Raw genomic sequence first — 20001 nt, 5'->3', positions numbered from 1 at the left:
CTAAATTTCAAAATCAATCAAACTTCCTTTAATGTCAAACGGATGAAAACGCGAAAATAATTCTTCAGAATACCAACCTAATTCTCTTGTTTTAGTTACCATATCTGCGTGCTTTTTATTTTTATAGGCATAATCCATCATGTGTTGACCTTCTTTCCAAAACGAGAATGTAGCTTGCATAAAAATCGGCCATTCGCCAATACCTTTTGAGAATATTAAACCGTCGTGTCCATTCATCGATTTAGAAACTGATGGTACATATCGCCAAAATTTATAGGCTAATTTTGGTTTTATTGTAGCTCTTGTAATCACAGCTATGGGTTTAGATGGGTCGTATTTAACTTCTGAAATAAATGGATTTTGTTTACTCCATTCGCCATGAGCTTTTATGGAATGCATCAAAATATGGCTAAAACCTGATGCAGTATCAGTATATTCTGAAATAACGTCAGAATCTAAAAAGTCGTTTGCTTCATCTTCAGAATTAAAAACGGTAAGTAATCCAAACAATGACCAATCTGGCCATATTGAAAAACCGTTGCCACTTCCTGCACCAAACGGTCTCCAAAATGTCAAGCCTTTAATTTTCTTTTTAGATATTGGTGGACGTCCCATTCTGCCTAAAGCTTGCCACTTATTCTTTCGGCCTTTGTATTTAAAAAATGAAACAATTACTGTTTGCGCCATACCTTAATTTGTAATGTAAAGATAAGATTACTTAAGGCTTAGATTCTTAATTCTTTCTAAAAGTGTGGGATGCGAATAATGCATAAAAACATAAGCTTTATGAGGCGTCAGATTACTTAAGCTGTTTTTAGATAACTTTTTCAAAGAAGTAATTAAAGGCTCGGCTTTGTAAGTTTTCTTTGCATAATCATCGGCCTGATACTCAAATTTACGTGAGAAATAATTCATGATAAGCCCAGTTATTTCAGAGATAGGTGAGTAGAGTAATCCAAATGCGACTAGACCAACATGAAAACTAGCAGTTTCTACACCAATTGCATTTGATAGTAATGGGTTAGAAATAAAGATAGAGAGAATATACAGCGTTAATCCCGTCAATAGTATTGAAGCGAATAAATTAAAAATAATGTGCTTTTGTTTATAATGCCCAACTTCATGAGCTAATACAGAAACAATTTCTTCTTCATCTAAATCATTAATTAATGTGTCAAAAAGTGTCACTCTTTTTTCGCTACCAAATCCAGAAAAATAGGCATTGGCTTTTGTACTTCGTTTTGAGCCATCGATAACAAATATTTTTTTTAAACTAAAACCAACAGAATTGGCATAGTTAGAAATTTTGTCTCTCAAATCTCCATCTTCTAAAGGTGTTTGTTTATTGAATAATGGTACTATTAATCGCGAATAAAACATATTCATAAATACCGTAAAAAAGGTAACCAAAGCCCATGCATACAACCAAAATTGTGGGCCAGCTAGCTCATAAAACCAAACTATTAAGGATAGTATGCCACCTCCAACAATAGACATCATTAGTAATCCTTTAATTTTATCTAATACAAAAGTTGTTTTTGTTGTTTTATTGAAACCAAATTTTTCTTCAATAATAAAAGTTTTGTAATAAGCGAATGGTGTGGTGATAATGTCACTAGCAATCATAATAATTCCAAAAAACAATAGTGCGACTATAATAGAATTTTCAGAATAACTTCTAGCAATAGTGTCAACATATTCAAATCCATCTAGAAATAGAAATCCAAGAGTTATAACTAATGAGAATAGAGATGACCAAATCCCAAACTTATAATTAACCGCTTTATAGTCTTGTGATTTCTTATAAGCATCTTCATCAAACACATCGACTAGCTCGTCTGGTATTTTATCATTAAAATGTTTTGCATTTAAGGCATCTAGTACTTTATCTTTTATAAAATTGATAATAATAATGCCTATAATAATGTAAAAAAGAATTTCTGAATTCATTTATAAAATTATTTAAAATCACGCTGCCTTTTGGCTTCAAAAATCAAAATACCAGCAGCCACAGAAACATTCATAGAGTCTATAACGCCTTGCATTGGGATACTTATGTTTTGTGTTGCAGCATCACGCCATTCTTGTGTTAATCCAGTAGCTTCTGTACCAACAACAATCGCTGTTGGTAATGTGTAATCTTGTGTGTGATATGGCTCGGATTCCTGGAGGATGGCGCTAAAAATATTAAAATTGTATTTCTGTAAATAGGTAATAACGTCTTTACTACTTGCAGCGGCAATCTCTGTTGTAAAAACACAACCAACACTAGAACGTATGATATTTGGATTATAAATATCTGATTTAGGATTGGCAATAATCACGGCATCAACGTTTGCAGCATCTGCAGTCCTAAGTAAAGCACCAATATTCCCTGGTTTTTCAGGAGCTTCAGCAACTAAAATCAAAGGATTTTTAGATGTTAGTTTTAACTCTTCGAGTGTGTGTGGTTTTGTTTTTCCGACAGCAATAACGCCTTCGGTTGTACTACGGTATGCTAATTTCTGAAATACTTCTTTCGAAATTTCAATAATTTCTATTGTGTAATGCTCCATAGCTTTCGCCTCACTTTCTGAAAACAGATCTGGAAAGTAGAGTAGTGTTTCAATAGTATATCCACCTTTAATAGCAAGTGATAATTCGCGTTTGCCTTCGAGTAAAAATTGTCCCGTTTTTTTACGTTCTCGAGATTTATCTTTCAACTTAATAAGCTGTTTTATAAATGGATTTTGCGGACTTGTAATAGATTTGTGCATATAGTAGCAAAAGTAATGTAATTTTACAGGAAATGTAACGTCCAAAGCTTCATCTAAAAACCAATTTAAATATACACATGAAAAATTTACTATTTGTATTCACACTGGCATTATTATTTGTTGGGTGTAAAGAGAATAAAAAAGAATCTACAGTCATTGAAGAAATAACTAAAGAAGATATCACAACAAGTATCTATCCAGAAAACATTACAAAAGTCTTTGATGCACATGGCGGCATTGACAACTGGAATAAGATGAAAACATTAGCATTTACCATGGAAAATCCAAACGGAACAGAAGTGGTAACTACAAATCTGAAAACTCGAGCCGAACTAAGAGATACACCAACATATTCTGCTGGTTTTGATGGACGAACTTTATGGGTGAATGAAAAGGATGGTCAAGAATATAAACGCAATGCAAAGTTCTATAAAGGATTGATGATGTATTTCTACGCAATGCCATTTATTGTTGGTGATGATGGTATAGTATATGAAGATGCGGAGCCATTATCGTTCGAAGGAAAGACATACCCTGGAGTACTCATTTCTTATGAGGCAGGCGTAGGTTTGTCACCAAATGATGAATATATCGTGTATTATAATGATGAAACTGGACAAATGGAATGGTTGGCCTATACGGTTACTTTTGGTCAGGAAGAAAAAAGTAAAAAATTCAGTTATATACGATATGACGATTGGCAAACCCTAAATGGTTTGGTTTTACCTAACAGTATAACCTGGTATAAAGTTGAAGACCAAAAACCAACAGAAGTAGCAAGAGTAAGGGAGTTTTCTAACATTGTAATATCAGAAGATGCTCCTGAGAATAGCATGTTTGGTATGCCAGAAGGTGCTAAGATTATTGAGTAATTTTTGTCATTCAGAAAGAAGTGAAGAATCTTTTAGAGAATGAGATTTTTCACTTCTTTCTGAATGAAATAGATAAATAAAAAAATGCGAACCAACAGGTTCGCATTTTTTTATATTATTTGTTGCCTAATTAAATTCACAGAAGTTCCAAAAACAAAACTTTTTTTGACTTTTATTATGGTTTCATATTTATTACGTTTCGAATCCATAATCACCACTAACCTCGTATATGTATATTCTTGTAGTATTGAACTTTTAAGTTTTGATTTTTTTAATGATTCTTTTACAATGTCAATTTTACAAACTTCATAATTTCTCTTTTTAAAAAATCTTGAAATACTTTTGTAAATAGCCTCAGATTCATCTTTATGCCAACGAGTGTTTTCTATTTTTAAGTTAATAAAATAGAAAAGTATTATTATAATTATTGACAGAGAAAATACAATTTCTAATGTTTCCACTAAAAAATATTTTTTAATCTTTTTGACTGAATTTATTAGAATAACGTTTCCATAATTTAGTTTGATGTGTTTCTAGACTTAGCTGTCTACCATCAATAAAAGCTGCGGTTACAATATTAGTTCGCATATCCAAAGCATCACCTTCACTAATAAATAGTGTTGCACTTTTACCAGCTTCAAGAGTACCGTACATATTGTCAATACCCATAATTTTAGCAGGATTTTGAGTAATAAGTTGTAACGCTTGTTCTTTAGTTAATCCATGAGCTACAGTCGTACCTGCATAAAACGGAAGATTTCGAGAATTCATACGTTCCATTTGTCCGCTTGGTTCTAATGCTACTAAAACTCCGGCATCAACTAGTTTTTTTGCATGAGCGTAATTGTAATCATAATCTTCATCTTCAAACATTGGCCTTGAGTGAACTCTATCTAGAAAAATAGATACATTATTGTTTTTTAGAAAGTTTGCAATTTTAGAAGCTTGGTAACCACCAATGATAGTGATTTTGTTTACGCCTTGTGCTTTTGCAAAGTTTACAGCATCTCTTATGTTCTTTTCTCCACTAACATTAATGTATAGGTGTTTAGAACCATCAAACAAACCAGCCATAGCTTCAAAAGGCAGATTACGTTCTTTTTTTGCACCTGCGTTGTGCGTTTTAGCTTCGTTAAAATACATGTCGAGTTCTTTAACTTGCTTTGCATAACCTTTATCTACTTTAAATCCTGGGTCTTCTCCAAGCCACCAACGACCAGGGCTAAAATTACTTGGCCAATTGATATGAATACCATCATCAGTCTTTATGGCTGCATCTTCCCAATTCCAAGCATCGTATTGTACTACAGACGATGTGCCCGTTATACGACCACCACGTGGAACAACTTGCCCCAGAAGGACACCGTTTGGTCTCATTGATTCTACAATTTTAGATTCTGCATTGTAAGCAATGATACTTCTAATGTGGGGATTAAATGTTCCCAACTCTGACAAATCGCTAGAAGCTTTTACAGCATCAACTTCAACCAATCCTAAAGTTCCGTTTGCGACTATAAATCCAGGATATACATTTTTGCCTGAAGCATTAATAACTTCCATTGAAGCTGTATTAATTTTCATTGTTCTGGCGTCTCCAATGTTGGTTATTTTTCCATCAGAAAACGTAATAATACTGTTTTCTATGACAGTGCCATTGCCGATATGCGCAGTTGCACCTATTATAGCTATATCTTCGGATTGCTTTGCCGCTGGTGTTTGTTGCGCAAAACTAAAACTTACTGTGAGTAGAAGTATTGCTATATATTTTATGTTTTTCATCTTAATTAATTTAAAGCTGATTAAAGTCCAGAATCTTTAGAGTCGCAATGCAACAATACTTTTTCCTTCTTCTTAACAGGTTGTGTTTTTAAGCCTTTGTTTTTATCTTGTAGCATCAAGTTTATAAGCTCGCTTCTCTCTTTAGTAATAGCTTTACGCATTTGCTTGTCTTTTTCTAAATCGAAATACGTTACACCTTCAATAATTGTTTTTTCGGCTTTTGCATAAATTGAAAGTGGATGATCTGTCCATAAAACAACATCAGCATCTTTGCCTACTTTTAAACTTCCAACACGGTCATCTAGATGTAAAAGTTTAGCTGGATTAAGAGTTACAAACTTCCAGGCTTCCTCTTCACTAACACCACCATATTTAATAGATTTTGCAGCTTCTTGATTTAAGCGACGCGACATTTCGGCATCATCACTATTAATAGCTACCGTTACACCTTCATTATGCATAATTGCCGCATTGTAAGGAATAGCATCATTAACTTCATATTTATAAGCCCACCAATCACTGAAGGTAGAACCGCCAACACCGTGTTTTTTCATTTTATCGGCAACTTTGTAACCTTCTAAAATGTGTGTGAATGTATTAATTCTAAAATTGAATTGCTCTGCTACTTTCATGAGCATGTTAATTTCACTTTGCACATACGAGTGACAAGAAATAAATCGCTCGCCGTTTAAGATTTCAGCTAAAACTTCCATTTCAGTGTCCTTACGGTAAGGTTTGCCACTTTTCTTAGCTTTGTCATAAGCTTTTGCTCTACTGAAGTAATCAATAAAAACTTGCTCTACACCCATTCGAGATTGTGGAAAACGCTCGTTACGTCTAGCACGCGATTGTTTTACATTTTCACCTAATGCGAATTTTATAAATTTTGGAGAATTATCATACACATAATCATCTGCTGTTTCTCCCCATTTTAATTTAATGACAGCTGAACGTCCTCCAATAGGATTTGCCGACCCATGTAAAATCTGAATAGAAGTTACGCCACCAGCAAGATTTCTGTACACATCAATATCTTCGTCATCGATTACATCTTCAATTGTAACTTCCGCTGAAGAGTTATGCCCACCTTCATTAATCGAAGCAGCAGCAATGTGTGAGTGCTCATCAATTATTCCAGATGTGATATGCTTTCCGGTTGCATCAATAGTTTTGGCATTTCGGTCTGAAATGTCTTTACCAATTTTTGCTATTTTTCCGTCTTTAATTAATATATCTGTATTTTCGAGAACACCATCACTTTCATTAGTCCAAACCGTAGCATTTTTAAATAATAGAGTTTCAGCTTTTGGTTTTTCTGTAAAACCATAAGCTAAATTAGGATAGGTAACAGGACTCATAAATGGTTTTTCTTTAGAATCCTCTTTTTTAGATTCTTCTGATTTTGCTATTTCTTCTTTAGACGCTTTTGTTGCAAAAAACGAGTATTCACTACCGTTTGGCATTATTGCAGTTCCATTTAAATTGTTGCTGTTTATAGTATTAACAGCAATACGCATAAACTCGTTCTTTGTGCTGTCTGGCGTTTTAACTGTAAGATTTAACCAATCTCCAGAGTAACTTACTTTTGTACCTAAGCTTTTCTCTCCAGACTCTAATTTAGCTTTTGCCTTACTTGAGCTTCCGCTGATATTAAGTTTGTAATCTGTGCCAGCCAACTTAAAACTGTAGTCGCCATCAATGTCTTTTATAGTCATATCTGTAATGACGTGTTGCATACCTTGAACCCAGTTTTCGTAGAGTTTGGTTTTACTGTCAAAAACATCACCAGATGTAATTAAAAAATTGGCATAACTGCCTGTTTTTAATGAACCAAGCATATTAGACTTTCCTAATAATTGCGCAGGAATTGTTGTTAAAGCTTCTAAAGCTTTCTCTTTTGAAAGTCCGTTTTTAATGGCTTTCATTAAATTGCTTTTAAACGATTTTTTAGATTTTAAACCGTGTGTTGTTAAAGCGAATTTTACACCGTTTTCTGCCAATAATCTTGGGTTGTGTGGTTCTTGGTTCCAAGCACGCATATCACTCAAAGAGAGTAAAGACGATAAGAATTGATTCTCTACATCGTAAGCCAATTGAAAATTAATTGGTAAAATAATGGTTGCATTCGTTGCTTTAACTTTGTCTAAACGCTCATATTCATCACCACCACCAACAATAGTGTATTGTACATTACTTTGGTCACCAACTTTATCGGCGCGAAGTAGATTTGATCGACTTCCAGCTTCAAATATTTGAAGAAGATTTTTATTTCCATTTAAAGCTTCAAGTGATAAATCTCTAGTATTTACATTTCCACCAGCATACCATTTGGCATCGTCGTATATTTGACGTAAAAGTGCCATACTTCCCATAATTGAAGAAGGGTAAGATTGACGAGATTTTACACTTTTTCTAAATGAAAAATTTTGAGTAGTCTCTCCGTCAACTACGCGAAGTGAATTATCAGCATCATTATTAAGTGCAATTAATGCACCTGTCCCCTGAGCAATACCGTCTGGCATGTGTGTATTTACAACACCAAAACCAAGTTTATGTAATTCTGAAGCTGCTTTAGCATCATATTTAAAATTCGCCATAACATCTTGTTCTGGCATAATATGATCGTTCCAATAGAAACCACTACGACTTGGTCCGTAAGAGGGTCCGCTACCTCCACGTTTTGGTTTCGTTACACCAAATGTGGTGTGTAAATCTATAAAAGATGGATAAATAGATTTTCCAGATAAATCAACCTTAGTTGTGTTTTTTGGAATACTAACGGACTTACCAACGCTAACTACTTTGCCATTCTTGATAAGAAGCGTTCCGTTTTTAATAACTTCTGTTGGTGATACATGAATCTTTGCATTTGTAAACGCCATGTAATTGGAGTTGTTTGATTTTACTCCAGAATTACTAGGAAAATAATCTTGTGCAAATAACGAGAAACTGCACATGAACATGAGCAGCCGTAAATAAGCTTTAATCATAAAAATAGTTGGTTAAATTAGAATTCTAAGATAATATTTATGTCTAAATCTGCATTTTAATTAAGAACTTTTAACGTTTTTATAGCGGATTGTTATCGTAAAAATTAACTAGCAAAGCAACAATGTAACTATAGCTTTTCATTCCTGCAGATTGATTATTTGCTTTTAAAAATGTGTCAAAGGTTTTTTCGAAAGCTGGTTCTAATGGATTTTGATACGACTTCCAGAAATCTTGGACTTCTTGGTAATTTTTCAAAATCCCAATATTAATAGAACTTAAAATGGATTTATAATGCTCAGGGTCTCGTTTGTATATTTCGGCTAAGCAATAACGTAAGGCAAATGTATAGCCCGAATACTTAAAGTATAAATCGTTATTATTTACAGCAGCAAGCATACCAATAAAATTAGCTTCATTTTCTGCGGCGTAGCCCAACTGATGAGCTACTTCGTGACACGATGTCGTAGGGTATTTGTATGTAGGAATCAATCCGTCAACCTGCGCCTCGTTAGTAAATGGGTTTAGATAACCTGAAAATCCCATGTAAGTTAATGGAATACTGTAAATTGATTTTTTAAGACTTTGTGGACTATAGTCTAAATGAGGATATTGTTTTGATAGTGATACATAGCCAGGTTTTACTTTATCAAAAATTTGAGTTTTTGAATATGGAAAATCAATTTTTGAAGAATCATTAGGACTTAATCTATTGTGAATTGCGTTTGATTTTTTAACTAGTTTCTCTGTAAATGACACTAACTCTTTGGTAGTATAATCAGCTTTTAGATTTAATGACTTGTGTAGTGGTTGTCTGTAATAATTAAATGCCCAAAGCAGGTGAAATGCAAAATATGCTATTGAAAGTACTGAGGTAATATCTAAAAGCCAATTAATAGTGTCTTTGTAGATGTTTTTAAAATTTAAAATAAACCAGCGTATTAAATAAATACCAGCGAAAGTGTATAAAATATCACCAACTGAAAATGGTACCCAACCAAAGGAATAGCGCATTAATTTAGATAAAAATATATATAGACCATTACTATAATATCGTTCTATAAATTCCGGAAAATACTTCAGGATATTAAGAAGTATAATCTGAAATCCTAAAAAAATAAGTAATGCTCCTTTTTTTGTAATACGCATGTTTCAAAAATAGAAAATAGTTTTAGTTTAATTATCTTTACAGGACTTAAAAAAGATAATTATGAGTGCAGAAATAAGAGCATTAGAACCAAAAGCTTTGTGGAATAAATTTGCAGATTTAAACGCAGTTCCAAGACCTTCAAAAAAAGAGGAACGTGTCATACAATTCATGAAAGATTTTGGAGAGAAACTAGGACTAGAGACTATAGAAGATGAAGTTGGAAATGTAATTATTCGTAAGCCAGCCACAGAAGGTATGGAGTCCAGAAAGCCAATAGTGATGCAGAGTCATTTGGATATGGTACATCAAAAAAATAACGATACGGTTTTTGATTTTGACACCCAAGGCATTGATATGTTTGTTGACGGTGATTGGGTTAAGGCAAAAGGAACCACTTTGGGTGCAGACAACGGACTTGGTGTTGCTACAATAATGGCAGTTTTAGAAAGTGGTACTATTGCACATCCAGCTTTAGAAGCGTTATTTACAATCGATGAAGAAACAGGAATGACTGGTGCCATGGGTTTAAAAGGAGGTTTGCTTAAAGGAGAGATTCTTTTGAATTTAGATACCGAAGAAGATGATGAAATAGGTGTAGGTTGTGCTGGTGGAATTGACGTTACTGCAGCTCGTGAATATGCTGAAGAAAATACACCAGAGTTTAAAATTGGATATAAAATCGCTGTAAAAGGCTTACAAGGTGGACATTCGGGCATGCAAATACACGAAGGTTTAGGTAATGCCAATAAAATTATGAATCGTTTATTGTTTGATGGTTTTGAGAATTTTGGATTGCGAATTTCAGAAATTGATGGCGGAAGTTTACGTAACGCCATTCCTAGAGAAAGTAATGCAATTGTGGTGATTGATGCCGTTCGCGAAGACGCTTTTAATTTTGAATTAAATCAACTTTCTGAAACAATAAAGAAAGAGTTTAAAACCATGGAACCGGAATTAGAAATTGTAATTTCTAAGGCTGAAACTCCTAATAAAATTATGGACTTAGGTGTTCAAGAAGGATTGACAAGAGCAATCTATGCTGCATTAAACGGTGTTTATAGAATGAGTCCAGATATACCGGAATTGGTAGAGACGTCTAATAATTTAGCGCGAGTAATAGTCAAAGATGGTCACATTAAGGTTGGTTGCTTAACACGTAGTTCTGTAGAATCTTCAAAATTAGATTTAGCAAATACACTAAGAGCTACTTTTGAATTAACGGGTTGTGAAGTAGATTTTTCTGGTGATTATCCAGGTTGGGCACCAAATATGGATTCTGATATTTTAAAAGTCATGGTACCAATTTACGAAAGACTTAATAATGGAGAAAAGCCGCACGTTGCTGCTTGCCATGCAGGACTAGAGTGCGGTATTTTAGGTCAAAATTATCCAGAAATGGATATGATTAGTTTTGGGCCAAATATTAAAGGTGCACATTCACCAGATGAACGTGCTCAGATTTCATCGGCACAGAAGTATTGGAAATTTGTTTTAGAGATTTTGGAAAATATACCAGAAAAAAATTAATACAATTTTTTTTATGCTGAACTTGATTCAGTATTCACAAAAAAAAAGAGCAACTCAACTAAGCTGCTCTTTTTATTTATATTATTATTTCTGAATATCCACCATTTCGATAATAAAAGCTAAATCGGTGTTTGGTTGAACAACTGGAGGTCTTCCTGCTTCACCATAAGCTAAATGACTTGGAAAGTAGAAAAAAGCTTTATCACCAACACGTAATGTAGCTAATGCTTCTTTAAATCCTGGAAATAAATTTGCATCTGGACTTATCTTCATAGGAGCAGGAGCGTACATGCCTCGTTGAACTTTTTGAGGATTAAGCATACCAAATTTTTCTTCAACTTCTTTTACATTACTATCTAGTAATTTTCCATCAGTGAAATAACCTTGGTAATTGATCATAGCTGTTTGACCAGTTTTTGGTTTTTCACCTGTTCCTTTGTTTAAATAGTGCATTTTTAAACCTGAAGCTAATGTTTTTGCTTTTGAAGCATAATCATCTATTGTAGGCTTAAACTCTAAAGCTATTTTGGCTTTCTTTTCCTCTGCAATAAGTTTAGCCTCTTCAGCTTTTTTAGCAGCCTCTTTTCTTAATTCATTGAAAGTTTCTTCAACTTTTGGCATATTCTCTTGAAACACTTTAGGAGCGTCAAACTTTTTTGCATCTCTACCAATTCTTATAATGTTAACCTTATTTATTAGTACATCTTCAACTGGCTTGTTGTTTCTTGCTCTTGGGTCTATGACTTCTACATTAGAAATAGAATCCTGTACTTCTAGACCTATAACTAGCTCTCCAAATACAGAATGGCAACTAATGCCACGCTGGTCACAAGGCTTTAAGTTTCCTTCTGCATCGAAGAAATCACCTCTTGGATATGGTCTTTCAGTAATAAAAAATTGACTTCCATTTGTGTTTATGCCACCACTATTAGCCATAGATAATATACCTGGCTTGTCATGTTTTAATTCTTTGCTAAAGTCAGCTGCAAATCTATAACCTGGAGTTCCACTTCCTGTACCAGTAGGATCACCACCTTGAATCATAAAATTGTTCATTACTCTATGGAATGTAATACCATCATAAAACGGTTTTCCTTTGTATTTTTCTTCAGCTAAAGGATGATTACCTTCTGATAAAGCAACAAAATTTGCTACAGTTACTGGAACTTCGTCATAATGCAGCTTAGCAACCATAGTACCTTTAGAGGTAACGATTTCTGCGTAAAGTCCATCTTCGATATCATATTTAGGTTCTTTACAACTCGATGAAGCAATTATAAGTAATGCTGCAAATGGAATAAATAGTTTCTTAATCATTGTTTTGGGTTATTGTTTTTAAAATTACGTTGCAAATTAATGGTACGTTTGTACCAATTTTGTTGTCATCACCATAATAGCCATACGCTTTTTGTGATGGGAAAATAAATGTTATGTTTTCTGAAGGTTTCATTAATTTTAAACCTTCTCGAAGTCCAGAAAATAACTCTTCTTTATCCATGATATAGTGTTGCTGTCCAATATCATCTTCTGAATAAATTTCATTTCCATTAATATCAGAGATATTATAAGTGTAAGTGATTTTGTCTCCAAATTGCGGTGTTTGAGCGTCATTTTCGACCTTAGAGTTGTAATGGTACCAAAAGCCATTTTCGGATGTCACAAAATCTTTATCTGGTAAACTAGCAATAAGTTTTAGGATTTTTTCACGCTCAGCTTTATTTAGGGCTTTATTACGTTCTACAGATTCTTTTATAAAAGAACCTGAGTTAACAACTTCAGGAGGTCTTGCTTCAGGAGATTTACAGCTACAAAAAGCACTAGCCAGAATAAGAATAAAAAGTAGGTTTTTCATTATGTGAGTTGGCTTTTATACTCAGGCAATATAGCAATAAATTTTTCAACAGTTGTCTTTAAAGAACTTTCACTACGACCACCAGCAGCATTTGTGTGACCACCACCATTAAAGTGTGCACGAGATAATTCATTGACTGAAAAATCGCCTTTGCTTCGTAATGAGATTTTAATAATACCTTCTTGAGTGTTTTCAATAAAAATGGCTGCTAAAATAGTATTGTGTATGGACAAGGCATAATTAACAATACCTTCAGTATCACCTTTCTTAAAATTGAATTTATCTAACTCCGCTTGTGACAGTGTAATGTAAGCGGTGTTGTATTCAGGAATGACTTTTAAATTCTGAAGCGCTCTACCTAAAAGTTGAAGTCTACTATAGCTGTTTGTGTCATATACTTGATTGTGTATTTCGGTATTGTCAGCACCTTTTTCGATGAGATTAGCAATAACTTGGTGCGTCCTGTTTGTGGTAGACCTAAATCGAAATGAACCAGTGTCTGTCATTATACCTACATAAATGCATGTCGCTATATCTGCGGTTATTTTATCAGTATCACCAAGCATTTCAATAAAATTATATACCATCTCACAAGTCGAAGACATAGTAACATCAGAATACATATATTTTGCATAATCGTCTGGTGCTTGATGATGGTCAATCATTATTTTTAAAGCTTGGTTTTGCTCTAAAAAGGCACCCATATCGTGGCCAGTTCGGTGTAAAGCATTAAAATCTAATGTAAATAATATATCTGCTTGATTTATAAGTTGTTCGGAAACTTCACGCTGTGTATCAAATTTTACGATAGTAGATTCTCCTGGTATCCATTTTAGAAAATGTGGATAATCATTCGGAGCTACAACAGTGACTTCATGCTTTTGCTGCTTTAAATAGTGCATTAATCCTAAAGTTGAGCCTATAGCATCGCCATCTGGGTTTCTATGAGGAATAATAACTATTTTTTTCGGTACGCTTAATACGTCCTTAACTGCTGAAATTTCTTCTGTTTTCATAACGGACGAATATACAATTTAATCACAAATCTTTGAAGCGCTTTAGCTATATTTTAGATTATATTTGAAGTAAATTTTTAAGTTATGAAGCTAATTTATAAAGCCCTTTTGTTAGTGTTGTTATTCAATTTTGGATGTAAAACTAAAAACGAAACAGCTATTCAAACCGATAATAAAAGTAAAGTCGCTGAAGCAGATTTTACTATTGCTTTTGGTTCTTGTAATAAGCAATACAGTGCAAATGATTTATGGGATGATATTTTAGCCAAAAATCCTAATCTGTGGATTTGGGGAGGTGACAATATTTACTCTGACACATATGACATGTCTGAGCTTAAAGCTGCATATGAAGAACAAATAGCACATCCTGAATATAAAAAGTTAGTCTCCAGAACAAAAATCTTAGGAACTTGGGATGATCACGATTATGGCAAAAATGATGCTGGTGCAGAATATACCATGAAAAAAGAAAGCCAGCAGCTATTTCTTGACTTCATGGGTGTTTCAGAAACTGATAAACGAAGAAATATAGAAGGTATTTATTATTCCGAAGTTTTAAAAATCGATAAAGGATCTATAAAAATTATAGTATTAGATACTCGTTATTTTAGGTCTGAATTAGAAAAAGATACCCAAACAAAAAAACGTTACAAACCTACAAAGAATACGGACACTACTATTTTGGGAGAAACCCAATGGCAATGGTTAAATAATGAGCTAAAATCGTCAAATGCGAATTTTAATATTATTGTAGGTAGTATACAATTTTTATCAAAGGAACATGGGTTCGAAACTTGGGGTAATTTTCCTCATGAGGTAAATAAGTTGCAAAATGTAATTGTTAATTCTAAAGCCAAAGGTGTGTTATTACTTTCAGGCGATAGACACATTTCAGAATTTTCTAGAATGAGTGTAGAGGGTTTGAGTTATCCATTAATCGACTTTACATCTAGCGGCCTTACTCACAGTTATACCAATTTTTCAGGTGAGAATAATAAATATAGAGTAGGTAAAGTAGTTTCTGGAAAAAGTTATGGTTTACTAAATTTTGATTTCAAAAAATCGCAAATTACCATGCAAATGTTTGCTGATAATAATAGAAAATTACAAGAAATTACACAGCAATATTAGGCTTGTATATTCTACAAAATAGCGTATTTTTGCACGCGAAAAACCGAAACTAATTTTGGTAATACAAAAAAAGAAAAATTATGGCAACTAACAGAACGTTTACAATGCTAAAGCCAGATGCTGTTGAAAATGGACACATTGGCGCAATATTAGAAAAAATCAACACTGCAGGTTTTAGAATCGTAGCAATGAAATTAACGCAAATGACAAAGGCTGATGCTGAAGCATTTTATGCTGTACACAATGAGCGTCCGTTTTTTGGAGAATTAGTCGAGTTTATGACTCGTGGTCCTATCGTTGCAGCAATCTTAGAAAAAGACAATGCTGTAGAAGATTTTAGAGCCTTAATCGGCGCTACTAATCCCGCTGATGCAGCAGAAGGTACGATACGTAAGCTGTACGCAACTTCTATGGGAGAAAATGCTGTTCACGGTAGTGATAGCGATGATAACGCTGCTATTGAAGGTGCTTTTCATTTTTCTGGAAGAGAAATGTTTTAGGACTTCATAAAAATTATAATATAAAAAGCCGATGCAATTGCATCGGCTTTTTTGTTTTAAAGCTTATTCTCAATAAGTTTTTTTAGAATTACAATTTGCCCTAAGTGGTAATGTGTATGTTCTATAATACCATGAATGTTTGAATAATAGGTACCGTATTTCTCAGCAACAAATGGCTGAAATAATTGGTCTTCGTTTAGCTGTGATATCTTATGATTTAAATCTTCGGCATTTTTTAAAACCTTAACCTTGAAATCTTTCCATTCACTTTCATTCTTAAAAATCGGTGCGTCATAACTGAATTTATCCTTAATATCTAGATTACCACCATCAAATACAGGTAACACACCTTCGATATAGTAGTTAATATGAAAAATCAAATGTGCGATTGTATTACAGTTATTAACTTTATAATTTGCTTCTTCTAAAACAATTGAATCTAATGTATCCTTAACATTAACTGCTGTCCAATTACCGCCGAAGAAGATAGATTTAAAGTGTTTACTAAGTAATTCTATATTTTTATTAATCATAAATCAAAGATTTGTCCTTGTTGAGCAATATTATATCCTAATATTTTGACTTGTTTTTGCGCTTCAGAATTCGGTTGTAAAAGCTGATTCGTATGATTAAAGTGAATAAAATGTACTTTAGATTTATCCTTTGAAGTCAAATTTTTAAAACGTTTTAAACTTTCTTCAACAAAAGGATGCGGTATCTCGGACATATCTCTATTTCCAATCTCACCATTTTTATAGAATGTTGCGTCTATGAATGCGTAATCTACCTTTTTAATTTCTTCTTCAATCGGAGTTTTCCATTTATTCCATTTGTCTATATCTGGAATAAATAAAGCCGTCTTATTAGGTCCAGAAATTCTATAGCCAACAGTTTCTGTATATTCTCCTCTATGCGGAACAATAAAAGGAGTTACTTTTAAAGTCGAACTCAAAGTTACTTCAATACCATCATTTATAGGTTTTAAATTAATATTTTTTAAATCAATTAATTGATTCCAAGGTCCGCTTGAGTTCAAATATTCATACATTCTAGGCATTGCATATACAGGAATATTATTAGAGTTTATGGCTTCACGACCTAATTGCATTAAACCTGTATAATGTCCCATGTGGGCATGTGTTAGAAAAATACCATTTGGCATTACAATCTTATCACTTTTTAAATAAGATGATAATTCTTTAATTTGAAATTTAATATCAGGAGTAGCTTCAAATAAGTATGTTTTTTGTGTTGTTTTGTCTACAATACCTAAACTGGTAACTAAAGTTGGGGTAAAATTATTCCATGTATTAATACAACAAGATTTTGTACATCCAATTTGAGGATAGCCTGCATCTTGAGCAACACCTAAAACAACTAATGATGTTTTAGAAATGGTTTTAGAATTTGAAAATTCTATTTCTGTAGTAGCGGATTTATTTTCACATCCAAACAGCAATAATAAGGATGGTATAAATAGAATGTATTTATAAAACATAAAAGGTGTTTTAGTCTTAAATATAGAAAAAAAACACCTTTACATTATTCATTTTTGTTTTACTTATCCAAAGCTTCGAAAGTAGGGTTTAGTAAAACCGGTTTTCCAAAACCTAATTGTTCTAATTTATCTAATTGTGTTTTAGCATCGCCAACAACTAAATAAATCATCTGGTCAGGTCTTAGATATTTACCTGCTAAAGACTTCATATCTTCTACAGTCAATGCCTTAACAATTTCTTCTTGTTGTTTTGCATAATCGTCATCATAACCTAAGTCACTTATGTTTGATAGCATACGTAATTTTGCGCCGAGTGTTTCAAAAGCGCGTGCATTACTTTTTATGGTATAACCTTTAGTGACTTCTAAATCATTACTGTCAAAATCTTTTGCATAGTTATCTAATATGTCTTTAACTAAAGCTGCAGATTCGTATGTGACGTTACTTCTCACACCACTAGAAATGGTGAAATTTCCTGAGTTTTCGTCACCGCTAAAACGCGAACGAATACCATAGGTGTAACCTTTGCCCTCACGTAATTGTTGGGTGAGTTGCGATGCAAAACCGCCACCACCAAGTCTGTAATTCATGACACCAGCAGCAAAATAGTCATCATCTGTGGCTTTAGGCGCTGGATAGCCAAAACGTAACTGTGATTGTTTTGCGTTAGGTACATCATAAAAATATACTGTTCCTTTTTCAGGAGCTTGTACAGTTGGTATCTCTGGTATAGTTACATCTTTTGCTTCCCATCTTGTATTAATAGATTCTAAGTTTTTTGTCACCTCTGCTTTTGAGATATCACCAACCACATTTAAAGATGCTAATTTTGGTGTTAGATTAGTATTATAATAATTTTTTAAATCTTCGATAGTAATAGCTTCAACCGAAGCTTCAGTACCCTGATTATTTTGAGCTAAAATGTGATTTTCTCCATATAATAATTTAGCATACTCGTTTGCTGCAATCGCATTTGGATTTGCCTTTTGGCGTTGAATACTGGAGGTTACGCTTTGCTTGATTAAGTCGAATTCTTTGGCATCCCAACGTGGCTCCAAAAGTATTTCTGACACCAAATTCATCGTGGCTTCATAGTTTTTTGATAAACAACTTCCGGTTATGTAAACTGCGTCATCAGTAGCATATGTGTTGATGCGTGCACCAAGACTTTCAATTTCTGTTTCTAATTGCTCTGGTGTTTTGTTTTTTGTACCACGTGACATTAAATCTGCCATAATATTAGAAACACCAATTTTGTCAAGGTTTTCTAAAAGCATTCCGCCTTTTATTTTTAGTTGAAATTGTACCAGTGGAACTTCGTCATTTTCTATACCTGATACTTTGATTCCAGATTCTAAATCAGTTTTCCAAACTTCTGGAACTTTTACGTCAGGACTATCTCCGTAAGGTGGCTCGATACTTCTGTCGAAACTAGATGGTGTTTTTTCGTATGTGGCAACGATAGATGCGTCAAAAGTTTCTTCAGCGCCTTCTATAATTTTTTCTTCCACAACTTGTGCTAATTCAGAATTTTCCAATACAAAATTGGCTTGTCCTTTTGGCACAAAACTCGTAGCGATATAATTTTTGTCTTTTATATAAGTATTGTAAACACGCATGACGTCTTCAGGTGTAACTGCTAAAATATTCTCAACATCTTTTGTAATATAACCTGCGTCACCAGCAAACATTTCGTATTGCGTTAATTGTGCACCTTTTCCTAAAACACTAGACAGACTAGAATAAAAATTAGTTTCTTGACCAGCTTTAATCCGATTTAAATCGGCTTCCGAAATACCATTAGCTTCAAAATCTGCAAATCCTTTTTGAATAGCCTTTGCAACATCATCTAACTCTGTTTGGTCAAAAGCTGTTACGCTTAATTGTATTTGTCCAGACACTTCAGAATTGTACTCACCCATACCAACAAAACTTGTGAGTTGTTCGTCCTGAACCAAAACTTTGTCTAAAGGTGCTTTTTTTCCGTTTGTTAAATACTGAGTTAAAACACTTAATGCATATGAATCTTCATGATATTGTGGTACGCCTGGCCAAACCATTGTTAATCTAGGCGCTCGAGCAAAATTGTCTTCGTAATACAAATGTTTTGAAGCGTCTAGTTTAGCAGGCTGTTTTGCTAGAGTAGGAATATCATTGCCACGTGGAATTTCAGAAAAATACTTTTCTATCCATTCTTTTGCTTGTGATGTATCAAAGTCACCAGCAATGGTTAAAATTACATTGTTAGGTACATACCATCGGTTAAAAAAGTCTTTTACATCTTGTAATGTAGCATTTTGTAAATCCTCTAATGAGCCTATAACTTGCCAGCTATACGGATGTCCTTTTGGATATAAATTACTGTCAATCACATATTGTGTATGACCATAAGGTCTGTTATCTACAGACTGACGTTTTTCATTTTTTACAACTTGCTTTTCTTTTGCAAGAACAGGTTCGGTTACAGTATTGATAAAATAACCTAGTTTATCTGCTTCGGCCCAAATCATTTTTTCTAAAGCATCTTTTGGTACCGTTTGCAAATAGTTTGTACGGTCACGACTTGTTGAACCATTTGCACCAGAGCCACCAATACGTGCACTCATTTTATCAAGCCCGCCTTTTCCTAAGTTTTCTGATTCTAAAAATAATAAATGTTCAAAAAGGTGAGCAAATCCAGTACGACCTTCAATCTCTCTAGCAGAACCAACATGTGCTGTTAGTGATACTGCTACAACTGGGTCAGAACGGTCTACATGAAATAAAACTTCTAGTCCATTGTCAAGGGTGAATTTCTCGTAGTCTACTTTTAATTCTGAAGATTGGTCTTCGTTTTTAGTAGTTTCATCTTTACAACTTACTATAAGAAGTGCTGTTAAGAAAGCGATTGATACAAATCTGAATATTTTCATGAGTTGGTTATTTATTTTGT

General features: G+C 33.6%; 17 protein-coding genes. 4 read left to right on the top strand and 13 right to left on the bottom strand.

The features are described from left to right. Genes BTO05_RS04920 through BTO05_RS04910 form a run of 3 tightly spaced genes read right to left on the bottom strand, consistent with a single transcriptional unit; the run spans position 1 to position 2756 of the window. Positions 1-687 (bottom strand): hypothetical protein, encoded by a 687-nt coding sequence (locus BTO05_RS04920; RefSeq protein WP_087491589.1) that lies wholly within the window; start codon positions 685-687, stop codon positions 1-3. 27 nt (positions 688-714) lie between these two features. Next, entirely contained in the window at positions 715-1950 is a 1236-nt protein-coding gene (locus BTO05_RS04915; RefSeq protein ID WP_087491588.1) for a M48 family metallopeptidase, read from the bottom strand. 8 nt (positions 1951-1958) lie between these two features. Then, complete coding sequence (locus BTO05_RS04910; protein WP_087491587.1) at positions 1959-2756, bottom strand: TrmH family RNA methyltransferase; 798 nt, start codon at positions 2754-2756, stop codon at positions 1959-1961. A 77-nt stretch (positions 2757-2833) separates the two neighbouring features. Between BTO05_RS04910 and BTO05_RS04905 the strand changes: the two genes are divergently transcribed. After that, complete coding sequence (locus tag BTO05_RS04905; RefSeq protein ID WP_087491586.1) at positions 2834-3628, top strand: DUF6503 family protein; 795 nt, start codon at positions 2834-2836, stop codon at positions 3626-3628. A 110-nt stretch (positions 3629-3738) separates the two neighbouring features. Here the strand turns inward: BTO05_RS04905 and BTO05_RS04900 are convergent, their stop codons facing one another. The 4 genes from BTO05_RS04900 to BTO05_RS04885 form a co-directional block, all read right to left on the bottom strand. After that, positions 3739-4089, bottom strand: a complete 351-nt coding sequence (locus BTO05_RS04900) for a hypothetical protein (RefSeq protein WP_087491585.1) — start codon at positions 4087-4089, stop codon at positions 3739-3741. Between the two features lie 13 nt (positions 4090-4102). Then, positions 4103-5407: an amidohydrolase family protein gene (locus BTO05_RS04895; protein WP_087491584.1), complete on the bottom strand. Its 1305-nt coding sequence runs from the start codon at positions 5405-5407 to the stop codon at positions 4103-4105. A 20-nt stretch (positions 5408-5427) separates the two neighbouring features. Beyond that, entirely contained in the window at positions 5428-8397 is a 2970-nt protein-coding gene (locus tag BTO05_RS04890) for an amidohydrolase family protein (protein ID WP_410529718.1), read from the bottom strand. 79 nt (positions 8398-8476) lie between these two features. Continuing rightward, positions 8477-9544: a DUF3810 domain-containing protein gene (locus tag BTO05_RS04885; RefSeq protein WP_087491582.1), complete on the bottom strand. Its 1068-nt coding sequence runs from the start codon at positions 9542-9544 to the stop codon at positions 8477-8479. A gap of 61 nt (positions 9545-9605) precedes the next feature. Here BTO05_RS04885 and BTO05_RS04880 point away from each other — a divergent pair, with 61 nt between their 5' ends. Then, positions 9606-11072 carry an aminoacyl-histidine dipeptidase gene (locus BTO05_RS04880; RefSeq protein WP_087491581.1) on the top strand — a complete coding sequence of 489 codons (1467 nt, stop codon included), beginning with the start codon at positions 9606-9608 and terminating at the stop codon, positions 11070-11072. 84 nt (positions 11073-11156) lie between these two features. On the opposite strand, the gene BTO05_RS04875 is transcribed toward BTO05_RS04880, so the two are convergent. Genes BTO05_RS04875 through BTO05_RS04865 form a run of 3 tightly spaced genes read right to left on the bottom strand, consistent with a single transcriptional unit; the run spans position 11157 to position 13940 of the window. Then, complete coding sequence (locus BTO05_RS04875; protein ID WP_087491580.1) at positions 11157-12389, bottom strand: peptidylprolyl isomerase; 1233 nt, start codon at positions 12387-12389, stop codon at positions 11157-11159. Next, the gene (gene gldI, locus BTO05_RS04870) at positions 12382-12924 is read right to left on the bottom strand and encodes a gliding motility-associated peptidyl-prolyl isomerase GldI (protein WP_087491579.1); all 543 of its coding nucleotides are present in this window, start codon (positions 12922-12924) and stop codon (positions 12382-12384) included. The genes BTO05_RS04875 and gldI overlap by 8 nt, the downstream gene beginning before the upstream one ends. Then, on the bottom strand, positions 12924-13940 hold the full coding sequence (locus BTO05_RS04865) for a DHH family phosphoesterase (RefSeq protein WP_087491578.1): 1017 nt from the start codon (positions 13938-13940) through the stop codon (positions 12924-12926). The genes gldI and BTO05_RS04865 overlap by 1 nt, the downstream gene beginning before the upstream one ends. 84 nt (positions 13941-14024) lie before the next feature. On the opposite strand from BTO05_RS04865, the gene BTO05_RS04860 reads away from it, so the two are divergent. Both BTO05_RS04860 and BTO05_RS04855 read left to right on the top strand, forming a co-directional pair. After that, positions 14025-15071, top strand: coding sequence for an alkaline phosphatase D family protein (locus tag BTO05_RS04860; protein ID WP_087491577.1), 1047 nt, complete (start codon positions 14025-14027; stop codon positions 15069-15071). A gap of 80 nt (positions 15072-15151) precedes the next feature. Next, positions 15152-15571: a nucleoside-diphosphate kinase gene (locus BTO05_RS04855; protein WP_087491576.1), complete on the top strand. Its 420-nt coding sequence runs from the start codon at positions 15152-15154 to the stop codon at positions 15569-15571. A 56-nt stretch (positions 15572-15627) separates the two neighbouring features. Here the strand turns inward: BTO05_RS04855 and BTO05_RS04850 are convergent, their stop codons facing one another. Genes BTO05_RS04850 through BTO05_RS04840 form a run of 3 tightly spaced genes read right to left on the bottom strand, consistent with a single transcriptional unit; the run spans position 15628 to position 19981 of the window. Continuing rightward, positions 15628-16104, bottom strand: a complete 477-nt coding sequence (locus tag BTO05_RS04850) for a DinB family protein (protein WP_087491575.1) — start codon at positions 16102-16104, stop codon at positions 15628-15630. Beyond that, the gene (locus tag BTO05_RS04845) at positions 16101-17069 is read right to left on the bottom strand and encodes an MBL fold metallo-hydrolase (protein ID WP_087491574.1); all 969 of its coding nucleotides are present in this window, start codon (positions 17067-17069) and stop codon (positions 16101-16103) included. Before BTO05_RS04845 ends, BTO05_RS04850 begins: the two co-directional genes overlap by 4 nt. A gap of 59 nt (positions 17070-17128) precedes the next feature. After that, complete coding sequence (locus BTO05_RS04840; RefSeq protein ID WP_087491573.1) at positions 17129-19981, bottom strand: M16 family metallopeptidase; 2853 nt, start codon at positions 19979-19981, stop codon at positions 17129-17131. Between the last annotated feature and the right edge of the window lie 20 nt (positions 19982-20001).

It is taken from the genome of Winogradskyella sp. PC-19, assembly GCF_002163855.1.
Taxonomy (GTDB): domain Bacteria; phylum Bacteroidota; class Bacteroidia; order Flavobacteriales; family Flavobacteriaceae; genus Winogradskyella.
Note: the sequence above shows the minus strand (reverse complement) of the source record. Positions and strands in the feature narration are given on the sequence as shown.

Coding starts and splice junctions, on each gene's coding strand:
- BTO05_RS04920 (WP_087491589.1), bottom strand. CDS start 687: ATGGCGCAAACAGTAATTGTTTCATTTTTTAAATACAAAGGCCGAAAG.
- BTO05_RS04915 (WP_087491588.1), bottom strand. CDS start 1,950: ATGAATTCAGAAATTCTTTTTTACATTATTATAGGCATTATTATTATC.
- BTO05_RS04910 (WP_087491587.1), bottom strand. CDS start 2,756: ATGCACAAATCTATTACAAGTCCGCAAAATCCATTTATAAAACAGCTT.
- BTO05_RS04905 (WP_087491586.1), top strand. CDS start 2,834: ATGAAAAATTTACTATTTGTATTCACACTGGCATTATTATTTGTTGGG.
- BTO05_RS04895 (WP_087491584.1), bottom strand. CDS start 5,407: ATGAAAAACATAAAATATATAGCAATACTTCTACTCACAGTAAGTTTT.
- BTO05_RS04890 (WP_410529718.1), bottom strand. CDS start 8,397: ATGATTAAAGCTTATTTACGGCTGCTCATGTTCATGTGCAGTTTCTCG.
- BTO05_RS04885 (WP_087491582.1), bottom strand. CDS start 9,544: ATGCGTATTACAAAAAAAGGAGCATTACTTATTTTTTTAGGATTTCAG.
- BTO05_RS04880 (WP_087491581.1), top strand. CDS start 9,606: ATGAGTGCAGAAATAAGAGCATTAGAACCAAAAGCTTTGTGGAATAAA.
- BTO05_RS04875 (WP_087491580.1), bottom strand. CDS start 12,389: ATGATTAAGAAACTATTTATTCCATTTGCAGCATTACTTATAATTGCT.
- gldI (WP_087491579.1), bottom strand. CDS start 12,924: ATGAAAAACCTACTTTTTATTCTTATTCTGGCTAGTGCTTTTTGTAGC.
- BTO05_RS04865 (WP_087491578.1), bottom strand. CDS start 13,940: ATGAAAACAGAAGAAATTTCAGCAGTTAAGGACGTATTAAGCGTACCG.
- BTO05_RS04860 (WP_087491577.1), top strand. CDS start 14,025: ATGAAGCTAATTTATAAAGCCCTTTTGTTAGTGTTGTTATTCAATTTT.
- BTO05_RS04855 (WP_087491576.1), top strand. CDS start 15,152: ATGGCAACTAACAGAACGTTTACAATGCTAAAGCCAGATGCTGTTGAA.
- BTO05_RS04850 (WP_087491575.1), bottom strand. CDS start 16,104: ATGATTAATAAAAATATAGAATTACTTAGTAAACACTTTAAATCTATC.
- BTO05_RS04845 (WP_087491574.1), bottom strand. CDS start 17,069: ATGTTTTATAAATACATTCTATTTATACCATCCTTATTATTGCTGTTT.
- BTO05_RS04840 (WP_087491573.1), bottom strand. CDS start 19,981: ATGAAAATATTCAGATTTGTATCAATCGCTTTCTTAACAGCACTTCTT.